A 10,076-nucleotide genomic window follows, 5' to 3' on the forward strand; every position below is an offset into this window, starting at 1 on the left:
TCGCCGGTTTCACAACGCACGGATTTGATCCCCGAAGCCGTGAGCGCGGCAAAAGAGAGTGACGTGGTGGTGGCCTGCGTGGGCGACCTCGCCGGGCTATTCCAGAGCGGTACCGTGGGGGAAGGATCGGATACCGATTCGCTGAATCTGCCGGGCGTGCAGCAACAGCTGCTTGAGGAGCTGGTGGCAACCGGCAAGCCGGTAATTGTCGTCATGACGGGCGGGCGTCCTTATAACCTTCAGGGGCTGGAAGAGAAGGTGGCCGCGCTGATGATGGCCTGGGCACCGGGGCAGGAAGGGGGCTGGGCGATTGCCGATATCTTAACCGGCCGCGCGGAGCCGCAGGGCAGGCTGGTAGTCAGCGTGCCGAAAAACGCCGGGGCGATGCCGTACTACTATAACCACAAGCTGAAAAGCGGCGGCACGCCGTTTGCGTTCCATTTCGGCGCACTTTACCCGTTCGGTTACGGTCTTGGCTGGACGCAGTTTCGCTGGAGTGCGGCGCGTCTCGCTGAAAGCCACGTCCCGGTCGACGGAGAGGTGGTGTTAAGCGTCGATGTCAGTAACATCGGGGAGCGCAGCGGCAGCGAAGTAATACAGGTGTACGTGCGTGACAAAGTCGCGACGCAGGTTCGTCCGCTTCAGGAGCTGAAAGCGTTTCAACGCGTTACGCTTTCACCGGGAGAAACCGCCACCCTGACCTTTACCTTGCCGGTGGAGATGTTTAATTTCACCCGCCGGGACGGGAAGCGAATTGTCGAGCCAGGTGAATTTGAGCTACAGGTTGGCGCGTCCTCGGCGGATATTCGCGAGGTGGTGAACGTGCAGGTGACCGGGGAGACGCGGGTGCTGGAGGGGGAATGGCAGATGTTGAGTAGGAGTGAAATTTGTAAAAATTAATATTCAGGACTCGCCTGGCCACAAAGGCGAGTCCTCTTTCAAGCAATCAAAAGAGGAAAATGAACTTACAAAGCACTAATAACTTAAAAAAATAGTTCGCATAAGAATAGTCTTAGCCGCCTTGCTCTGAGCCTGGAACTGATATAGCTACTCCTCACCGTCTGCTGGTTGCAAGACTGCGCCAGATAGCCTGATAGGTTTGATTAGCTATAAAAGATGAAATTTAAATGAATATACGGACTCTGTCTGATTTAAGTTCCCTGTGCAACGGCTACATGACAACGCAATGCAGGGAAAACGAAGAACTACAGTGCATAGCGTCAGAACTCAGGATTCAATAAGTAACTGGAGAGGTTAAGTGGTTGTAGATATTTCGGTGTTATTCATTATTCTTTTAATGATTGTGTGCGCCCTGATTTATCGCCTTTCTGTCATGGAAGATAAGTTGTTAGCAATGGAGTTAAGACACGCTACGGAAGTCAACGCAGCGCGTAGAGAAGGGTATATAAACTGCATGAATCTTCATGCTCAGGTTGAAAAAAGTATAAAAGATAAAGCTTAATGATGGCGTTTTTAGGAACGCCAGTTTGGCTGTTATATCATTTACTGTGCTTGCCTTGACGTTTATCTTTTTTCTTATGGCGGGAAAATAACCCACATAACTATTATTGACAGAAGAAAAAGATGCAGGCGCTGCTCCTGCAGTGGTCAGCCGCCTTAAACGTGGTGATGCTCATTACAACGTGAACGTGCTCGCGCTGATGAACGGGCAGAGGCGACTAATAATTCAGAGTAAAAGGGACACCTGGCGGTACGAGAAAGATATTCAGTTGATAGTGAAATGGCATATGCTTATGACGAATGGAACTAAACAGTAAAACTCTTTCATCGCTATTCATCCGTCTGTAATGAACGGTTGTTTCGTTTAAAACACGCCTAAATCCTATGCCCTCAGCATAAGGTAAATAAAAAAAAAGCCCATCGTGGGAGATGGGCAAAGACTACACACAGCAATTCGTTGTTTCACTCAGGGGATTTCCATGCTTATAAATCAAGGTGTTGATTTATAACCGTGTCTTAATAGTAGGCATGCCAACTTTATGAGTCGATCGGATTCGTCTCAATAGTTAAAGGGAGGTAAAGATTTCTTGAAGAGAATGACGGTTTTAGGCATGAAAAGGCGGGTCTGACCAGTGCGCAGAGAATAAATAGTTTAGCAACGTTTAAGTATTCCTGCGAAGAGTGTAGGCCGGGTAAGCGTTAGCGCCACCCGGCAAAGGTTCTTACTGCGCGTTCTTATCTTCCAGCTCTTCAAGTTCGCTTAAGATGAGGTCCGGATCGGTTCCGGGTGGCGGCACTTCATGCACCCAGGCAGAGAAGAGACGCCAGGTTACCGCAAGCAGCACCGGACCGATAAACAGGCCAATCATGCCGAAGGCAATCAACCCCCCGATCACCCCAGACAGGATCAGAATCAGCGGCAGATCAGCGCCCATGCGGATGAGGAGAGGACGAATCACGTTATCCATGGTGCCCACCACGCAACTCCAGACCAGCAGCACCGTGCCCCAGGTCGTGTCCCCCGTCCAGTAAAGCCAGATAATGCAGGGAACCAGCACCAGCAGCGGACCAAGCTGTGCCAGACAGGTCATCAGCATGACAACGGTGAAAATGGTGGCATAAGGTACGCCGGAAACCGCCAGCCCGATACCGCCAAGCACCGCCTGCACCAGCGCTGTGACCACCACGCCGAGCGCCACCGCGCGAACGGCCTGGGCTGCCAGCAGCACGGCCGCATCGCCGCGTTTACCTGCCAGCCGGGTGGCGAAATGGCGTACCCCCAGCGCAACCTGCTCGCCGCGCCAGTACAGCAGGGCGCTGAAGACCAGCATCAACGTACAGTGCATCATGAAGCGACCAATATGCGCAGCCTGCCCGACAAACCAGGTGGTAGTTGTGCCGATGTACGGGCGCACTTTGGCCATCAGGGCGCTACCGCCCATCTCCAGCAGGCTGTGCCAGCCGCTGTATAGTTTTGCGCCCACAACAGGAATGCTGTTCAGCCACGCGAGATCCGGCAGCGTCATGTCACCGCTGGTGACCGCGCGAATAACCGGGCCGCTGCTGTCAACCAGGCTGTTAACCAGCAGCGCAATGGGAATAATAAACAGCAGGAACAGCAGCAGCGTCATCACCAGCACGGCAAGGCCGCGGCGACCAAACAGCAGTTTCTGCAAACGTAAGAGTAAAGGCCAGGTTGCGACCACGACGGTCGCGGCCCAGGCAAATCCGAGCACGAAAGGACGAACAATCCACAGACACGCAATAATCATAATGGCTAAGAACAGCACCGACAGCAGTATCTGTGCGACATCCCTGGGCTGACGAAGATTGACCATAAACGAAACTTTCCTTAAATGAACACCAGCAAGGCTGATGGGAATATAAACCGCATCTCTCTAATCATTAGTGATTTCAGCGATTTTTGACAGGCGGATTTTGCCCGTAATTCTACGAAGCACATAAGAAAAAAATGTGATAAAACTTTCCAGACACAACGCAAACGATTTCACACTCTTCTCATTAGGGTCGACAGCAATGATCCCACAGATTTCTCAGGCACCGGGCGTCGTTCAACTGGTGCTTAATTTTTTGCAGGCACTGGAGCAACAGGGTTTTACAGGTGATACCGCCACCGATTATGCCGACAGGCTGACGATGGCAACCGATAACAGTATTTACCAGCTTCTTCCCGATGCCGTCGTTTTCCCGCGCTCTACCGCCGATGTGGCCCTCATCGCCCGTCTGGCGTCGCAGGAGCGTTTCAGCTCCCTGGTCTTTACCCCGCGCGGCGGCGGGACGGGCACCAATGGGCAGGCGCTGAACCAGGGCATCATCGTTGATATGTCCCGCTATATGAATCGCATCATTGAGATCAACCCGGAAGAGGGGTGGGTGCGTGTGGAAGCGGGGGTAATCAAAGATCAGCTGAATCAGTTTTTAAAACCGTATGGCTATTTTTTTGCGCCCGAGCTTTCCACCAGTAACCGCGCAACCCTTGGCGGGATGATCAACACCGATGCCTCAGGGCAGGGCTCGCTGGTCTACGGCAAAACCTCCGATCACGTCATGGGTGTGCGGGCGGTGCTGCTGGGGGGCGATATTCTCGATACCCAGCCGTTGCCGGTCGAACTGGCTGAAACGCTGGCAAAAGAGAGCACCACCAGCGGACGGATTTATCGCACCGTGCTGGAGCGCTGCCGCGAAAATCGCGAACTGATCCTCGACAAATTCCCGAAGCTCAATCGCTTCCTGACGGGCTACGATCTGCGCCATGTCTTTAATGACGATCTGAGCCAGTTCGATCTTACCCGCATACTGACCGGGTCAGAAGGTACGCTGGCCTTTATCACCGAAGCGCGTCTGGATATCACCCCGCTGCCGAAGGTGCGCCGTCTGGTGAACGTCAAATACAACTCCTTTGACTCCGCGCTGCGTAATGCCCCGTTTATGGTGGAGGCGCGGGCGCTGTCGGTGGAAACCGTTGATTCAAAAGTCCTGAACCTGGCCCGGGAAGATATTGTCTGGCATTCGGTGAGCGAACTGATTACCGACGTGCCGGATAAAGAGATGCTCGGTCTGAACATCGTCGAGTTCGCCGGCGATGACGCAGAGCTGATTGAGAGCCAGGTGAGCACGCTCTGCCAGCGTCTGGACGAGTTGATTGCACAGGGTGAGGGCGGCGTCATTGGCTGGCAGCTGTGTAACGACCTCTCCGGCATCGAGCGAATCTACGCGATGCGTAAAAAGGCGGTGGGGCTGCTCGGTAACGCGAAAGGGGCGGCGAAGCCGATTCCATTTGCGGAAGATACCTGCGTGCCGCCGGAGCATCTGGCGGATTATATTGTGGAGTTTCGTGCGCTGCTCGACAGCCATGGTCTGAGCTATGGCATGTTCGGGCACGTTGACGCGGGTGTGCTACACGTGCGCCCGGCGCTGGACATGTGCGATCCGCAGCAGGAGATCCTGATGAAGGAGATCTCCGACGAGGTCGTGGCCCTTACGGCCAAATATGGCGGTTTGTTATGGGGAGAGCATGGCAAAGGATTCCGCGCCGAGTACAGCCCGGCGTTTTTTGGCGAACAACTCTACGCCGAGCTGCGTAAGGTGAAAGCCGCTTTTGATCCTGATAACCGTCTTAACCCGGGTAAAATCTGCCCGCCAGAGGGCGTTGATGCGCCGATGTTGCAGGTAGACGCCGTCAAGCGCGGCACCTATGACCGACAAATTCCGATTGCGGTACGTGCTTCCTGGCGCGGCGCGATGGAGTGCAACGGCAACGGGCTGTGCTTCAACTTCGATCTGAAAAGCCCGATGTGTCCGTCGATGAAAATCACCAGCAACCGCATCCACTCTCCAAAAGGACGTGCGACGCTGGTGCGCGAATGGCTGCGCCTGCTGGCTGACCGCGGCATTGACCCGCTCAAGCTGGAACTGGAGCTGCCGGAAAAACGCGCCAGCCTGCGCGGGCTCATCGAACGGACCCGCAACAGCTGGCATGCGAATAAAGGCGAATACGATTTCTCGCATGAGGTGAAAGAGGCGATGTCCGGCTGCCTGGCGTGCAAGGCGTGTTCAACCCAGTGCCCGATTAAAATTGACGTGCCGGAATTCCGTTCCCGCTTCCTCCAGCTGTACCACACGCGTTATCTGCGCCCGATGCGCGATCATCTGGTGGCAACGGTGGAGAGTTACGCGCCGCTAATGGCTCGTGCGCCAAAAACCTTTAACTTCTTTATCAATCAGCCGCTGGTGCGCAAACTGTCTGAAAAACATATCGGCATGGTGGATCTGCCGCTGCTGTCGGTGCCATCGCTCCAGCGTCGGCTGGTGGGGCACCGCTCGGCGAACATGACCCTGGAACAACTGGAAGCATTAAGCCCTGAGCAGAAAGCGAAGGTGGTGCTGGTGGTGCAGGATCCGTTTACCAGCTATTACGATGCGCAGGTGGTGGCTGATTTTGTCCGTCTGGCAGAGAAAATTGGCTACCAGCCGGTGGTACTGCCGTTCTCGCCGAACGGCAAGGCGCAGCACATTAAAGGTTTCCTGACCCGCTTCGCGAAAACCGCGCAGAAAACTTCAGATTTCCTGAATCGCGTGGCGCAGCTCGATATGCCAATGGTGGGCGTCGATCCGGCGCTGGTGCTCTGTTACCGGGATGAATATAAGCAGACGCTCGGCGATAAGCGTGGTGATTTTCAGGTCTTACTGGTGCATGAGTGGCTGCCTGCGGTGCTGAAGCAAACGGCCCCTCAGGAGGTCAGCGGAGAATCCTGGTACCTGTTTGGGCACTGCACTGAAGTGACCGCGCTGCCGACGGCGCCTGCCCAGTGGGCTTCTATCTTCGCCCGCTTTGGCGCGAAGCTGGAAAGCGTCAGCGTGGGCTGCTGCGGTATGGCCGGAACCTACGGTCATGAAGTCAAAAACCACGCTAACTCGCTCGGCATTTACGAGCTGTCGTGGCACCAGGCAATGCAGCGCCTGCCGCGTAACCGCTGTCTGGCGACGGGCTACTCCTGCCGCAGCCAGGTGAAACGGGTGGAAGGTAACGGCGTTCGCCATCCCTTGCAGGCTTTACTGGAGATTATCGGATGATCTGGAAACGTGCGGTCACTCTGCAGGCCTTAAATGCCATGGGTGCGGAAAACATGGTCGGTTTGCTGGATATCCAGTTTACGCGCATTGGCGATAACGAACTTGAAGCGACGATGCCAGTAGACAGCCGTACTCATCAACCGTTTGGCCTGCTGCACGGCGGTGCGTCCGTCGTGCTGGCCGAAACGCTGGGGTCGGTCGCGGGTTACCTGTGTACGGAAGGGGAGCAGAAGGTGGTCGGGCTGGAGGTCAATGCCAACCACATCCGCTCCGTTCGCAGCGGGCGCGTGCGCGGTGTTTGCCGCGCACTGCACGCCGGAAGTCGTCATCAGGTGTGGCAGATTGATATTCTGGACGAGCAGGATCGCCTGTGTTGTTCATCCAGACTGACGACGGCCGTTGTGTAAAGTTTCCGAATGTCTTGCTTTTGGTCAAAAATTAGCCGTCTGATTGTGATATACTGGTCACGTTTTGAACATAAGCGAGGACATCATGGATACTGAAATAACCCCAACACAGCTGGCAATTGAATATTTACGTCGCGATAAAAGCAATCTGTCTCCGGCGCAGTACCTGAAAAAGCTGAAACAACTTGAGCTGGAATTTACGGATTTGCTGGCGCTCTCTTCAAACGAGCTGAAAGAAGAGATCTACTTTGCCTGGCGGTTGGGCGTTCACGTCCATTGAGCAGTGAAGAAAAGGCCGCCCGCGCGGCCTTTTTTGTGTCTGAAAATCAGTATTTGGCAGGCAGCTTGTTAATTTTAATGAGCCGGCCTTCTTCCATTTCGATGAACCCGCCCGTTTTCAGGTCAGCCAGTATCCGCATTACGCCGCTGCGGGAAAGCCGGGTTTTATCCCGGATGTACCTTTCCGCCGTCACGCTGCGTCGGTAGTTGTCATCTTCCTGCATCAGCATCATGAGCTGCTGACGAATCATCTCGTAAGCCGTTGGCGCACCTTTCGGCATGACGTTGTGATAAAGGCGGTTATAGACAAACATCAGATGATTAGAAAGCAGCCCCCATAACGCCTTCTCTTTGATAACTTCTGCCACCCGATCGGTTGCTAGCACGCCGATCAGGCATGGCGTCACCGTTTTGAGATAATCGTTAAAATATATGTCCGTCAGATTAGCGAGACCAAACAGGGCGGGACTGCGCGCGGTGGTAAGCATCATGTCGTCGCTTCTTCTGTATATCGCGATTGTGCCCTCGAGAATTAAATAACACATACTCTGCCCGTTAACCTGGAGATCAAGTTGCTCACCGGGATCGGTTTTATACGTGGCGCAGTGCGGCTGTAAGTGGGAAATCAGTTCCTGGGCATAGGGAGAGCCGCGATGCGATGGTTTGTCAGAAGACATAGCGTTAACCTGGAAAGAGACTGTACTTTCTATAGTGTCGCTCTTATTTTCCACCTTCTCCAGAGATAAAAACAGCCTCAGTACTTGCGGGGTAAGTGATGGATCTCGATTAGCACGCCGCGCTCCATAGTGATGTATTTCCCCGTCCGCAACTCCGCCAGGATCCGCATAATGCCGCTGCGTGAAAGATAGGTGCGGCTTTTGATATAGGCTGCGGCGGTAATGCTTTGTCTTATGGCTTCCGGCTCCTGCATCAGTTCTACCAGCTGAAAGCGGATAATGTCGTAAGCCGACATCTGCGATATCTGGGCACAATGTTCGTAAACCCGCGATGCGGTATAGATCAGCAGGTTCGAGAAGGACTCCCATAAATTCTGTTGTGCGACTACGTGATTAAAACGCTCCAGCGTAACGCTAGCCACCTCTGAAGTTTCCAGCGCTCTGACGTAGAGGTGCTCAGAAGAAAACTGGCTGCTCACGCCGAGTATAAAAGGTGCGGATTCGGAATTTAAGACGATACCGTCACCTCGACGATGCAATGCCACGCTGCCATGTAACAGTAAAAAGCACTGGCGGATATCACCGGAATAATAATGGATGACTTCACCTTTAGCCATGATGCATCTTTCCGTATGCGGCAAAACATTATCGATTATTTTTTCAATGTGCTTAAGAGGCTTAGCGCCAAGCACTGTTGTTATTTCATTGCCTGAAACGGGCGCAATACGGGTGTTCATAAGAGGCCTCATACACTGATGCGATCATTTTTTGATCGACATAAAGAATTATCTTAAAAAACAGTTAGTCAGGGAATATTTTCGTCGAGTCTAATTATAGACTTGCCTATTAATGAGTGTTAATTAGTTGAATTTGAAACATTTTTGACTTAGGTCTAAAAGTAGACCGGGGACTTTATTGTTAAGATATTTCCAAAGTAATTTGTTTTGTTTTTGTTAAAAGAGAGTCTACAGCTAGACCCTAAAATCGATTGTGCGTAGAAAAAGAGTTGTATAAATTTTGATTCGTCGAAAGGGGTTTTATTTCTGCAACTGAATATCGGTAATAAATAAAGTAATACAGGAAAGAGAATTATGAATAAAAAATTGATGATGGCAATGTTAGCGGCAGGTTCTGTACTCACCATGACCAATGCATTTGCAGCGGCAGGTACCGTTAATTTTAACGGAAATATTCTGGATTCTGCCTGCGACGTAGATGTGGCATCTCAGAACCAGGTGGTGGTATTGGGCGATTATTATAAAACGGAATTCCCGACGGCGGGAGCCAGAACGGCTGCGACGCAGTTTAATATTATTTTGAAAAACTGTCCTGTGACGGTCACTAATGCAAAAGTCCGTTTTGACGGTACGCCGGATTTAACCAACGCCAGCCTGCTGGCGATTGATACGTCCGTGGCGGGGGCGGCCACAGGGGTAGCGATTAACCTGATGACTGCAGATAAAGCCGATCTGCCGCTGTACGGCAGCAACAGCTATACCTACGCGCTCAGCAGTACGGCTGATAATACACTGAACTTCTACGCGCAGTATATCTCCACCGCAGCGTCCGTAACCGCGGGCCCGGCTAACTCGGTCGCGAACTTCTCAGTGGTTTACAACTAAGTCATTGGCAGTAATTAGCAGGGGGCTTCCCGGCCCCTTGTTTTATGAGGTATTGAAATGCGTTTTATAACGACAACTGGCCTGGCGATGGCGCTGTTATCGCTGACGTTAACATCCGCCAGTGCTGGAGTAGTTATTGGCGGCACCCGCATTATTTTCGATGGGGCAAAAAAAGAAGCGTCAATAAGTATCACCAATCCTGATGACGTTCCTTATTTAATCCAGTCGTGGATTGATGTTCAGGATGGGCAATCCGGTAAAGCGCCTTTTATTATTACGCCTCCGCTGTATCGGCTGGATGGCGGGCAAAAAAACCTTGAGCGTATTGTCATGACAGGCTCGCTGCCTCAGGGGCAGGAGAGTTTATTCTGGCTGAACATTAAAGCTATTCCATCAGCCTCAAAGCAAATGAACTCGCTGCAAATTGCCGTCAAAACGCGGATTAAACTTATTTATCGGCCAGAGAGCCTTCGTGCGTCTACCCCTGAGGAACAAACCAACAAATTAACCTGGCGTCGTGCGGGAAATGCTCTGCA

At 52.7% G+C, this 10,076-nt stretch carries 10 protein-coding genes and 1 other RNA gene; 7 read left to right on the top strand and 4 right to left on the bottom strand.

The genetic code is table 11. The features are described from left to right. Window positions 1–900 (top strand): glycoside hydrolase family 3 C-terminal domain-containing protein (locus tag HP459_RS17490; RefSeq protein WP_171936548.1); only part of this gene is annotated, 900 nt, incomplete at its 5' end. 358 nt (window positions 901–1,258) lie between these two features. Further along, the gene (locus HP459_RS17495) at window positions 1,259–1,462 is read left to right on the top strand and encodes a hypothetical protein (protein ID WP_171936549.1); all 204 of its coding nucleotides are present in this window, start codon (window positions 1,259–1,261) and stop codon (window positions 1,460–1,462) included. Between the two features lie 404 nt (window positions 1,463–1,866). Here the strand turns inward: HP459_RS17495 and rprA are convergent. Both rprA and ydiK read right to left on the bottom strand, forming a co-directional pair. Then, window positions 1,867–1,974, bottom strand: an RNA gene (gene rprA, locus HP459_RS17500) — antisense sRNA RprA. Window positions 1,975–2,183: 209 nt separating this feature from the next. Next, window positions 2,184–3,299 carry an AI-2E family transporter YdiK gene (gene ydiK / locus HP459_RS17505; protein WP_022647856.1) on the bottom strand — a complete coding sequence of 372 codons (1,116 nt, stop codon included), beginning with the start codon at window positions 3,297–3,299 and terminating at the stop codon, window positions 2,184–2,186. Between the two features lie 199 nt (window positions 3,300–3,498). Between ydiK and HP459_RS17510 the strand changes: the two genes are divergently transcribed. The 3 genes from HP459_RS17510 to HP459_RS17520 all read left to right on the top strand — a co-directional run bounded on the left by HP459_RS17510 (window position 3,499) and on the right by HP459_RS17520 (window position 7,242). Next, complete coding sequence (locus HP459_RS17510) at window positions 3,499–6,555, top strand: FAD-binding and (Fe-S)-binding domain-containing protein (protein ID WP_171936550.1); 3,057 nt, start codon at window positions 3,499–3,501, stop codon at window positions 6,553–6,555. Then, window positions 6,552–6,962, top strand: coding sequence for a 1,4-dihydroxy-2-naphthoyl-CoA hydrolase (menI, locus tag HP459_RS17515; protein ID WP_023305978.1), 411 nt, complete (start codon window positions 6,552–6,554; stop codon window positions 6,960–6,962). The genes HP459_RS17510 and menI overlap by 4 nt, the downstream gene beginning before the upstream one ends. Window positions 6,963–7,047: 85 nt before the next feature. Beyond that, window positions 7,048–7,242 (top strand): YdiH family protein, encoded by a 195-nt coding sequence (locus tag HP459_RS17520; RefSeq protein WP_003857766.1) that lies wholly within the window; start codon window positions 7,048–7,050, stop codon window positions 7,240–7,242. 46 nt (window positions 7,243–7,288) lie between these two features. Here HP459_RS17520 and HP459_RS17525 read toward each other — a convergent pair whose 3' ends face one another. Further along, on the bottom strand, window positions 7,289–7,918 hold the full coding sequence (locus HP459_RS17525) for a helix-turn-helix domain-containing protein (RefSeq protein ID WP_023299922.1): 630 nt from the start codon (window positions 7,916–7,918) through the stop codon (window positions 7,289–7,291). 77 nt (window positions 7,919–7,995) lie between these two features. Further along, entirely contained in the window at window positions 7,996–8,655 is a 660-nt protein-coding gene (locus HP459_RS17530) for a winged helix-turn-helix transcriptional regulator (RefSeq protein ID WP_022647860.1), read from the bottom strand. Between the two features lie 354 nt (window positions 8,656–9,009). Here HP459_RS17530 and HP459_RS17535 point away from each other — a divergent pair, with 354 nt between their 5' ends. Next, on the top strand, window positions 9,010–9,540 hold the full coding sequence (locus tag HP459_RS17535) for a fimbrial protein (protein WP_022647861.1): 531 nt from the start codon (window positions 9,010–9,012) through the stop codon (window positions 9,538–9,540). Between the two features lie 57 nt (window positions 9,541–9,597). Further along, a partial coding sequence (locus HP459_RS17540) for a molecular chaperone (RefSeq protein WP_171936551.1) occupies window positions 9,598–10,076 on the top strand: 479 nt, incomplete at its 3' end.

Source organism: Enterobacter sp. CM29, assembly GCF_013179605.1.
GTDB classification, from domain to species: Bacteria; Pseudomonadota; Gammaproteobacteria; order Enterobacterales; family Enterobacteriaceae; genus Enterobacter; species Enterobacter intestinihominis.

Excerpts from the sequence above, each read along its gene's own strand:
- ydiK (WP_022647856.1), bottom strand. The coding sequence starts at position 3,299 with ATGGTCAATCTTCGTCAGCCCAGGGATGTCGCACAGATACTGCTGTCG.
- HP459_RS17510 (WP_171936550.1), top strand. The coding sequence starts at position 3,499 with ATGATCCCACAGATTTCTCAGGCACCGGGCGTCGTTCAACTGGTGCTT.
- menI (WP_023305978.1), top strand. The coding sequence starts at position 6,552 with ATGATCTGGAAACGTGCGGTCACTCTGCAGGCCTTAAATGCCATGGGT.
- HP459_RS17520 (WP_003857766.1), top strand. The coding sequence starts at position 7,048 with ATGGATACTGAAATAACCCCAACACAGCTGGCAATTGAATATTTACGT.
- HP459_RS17525 (WP_023299922.1), bottom strand. The coding sequence starts at position 7,918 with ATGTCTTCTGACAAACCATCGCATCGCGGCTCTCCCTATGCCCAGGAA.
- HP459_RS17530 (WP_022647860.1), bottom strand. The coding sequence starts at position 8,655 with ATGAACACCCGTATTGCGCCCGTTTCAGGCAATGAAATAACAACAGTG.
- HP459_RS17535 (WP_022647861.1), top strand. The coding sequence starts at position 9,010 with ATGAATAAAAAATTGATGATGGCAATGTTAGCGGCAGGTTCTGTACTC.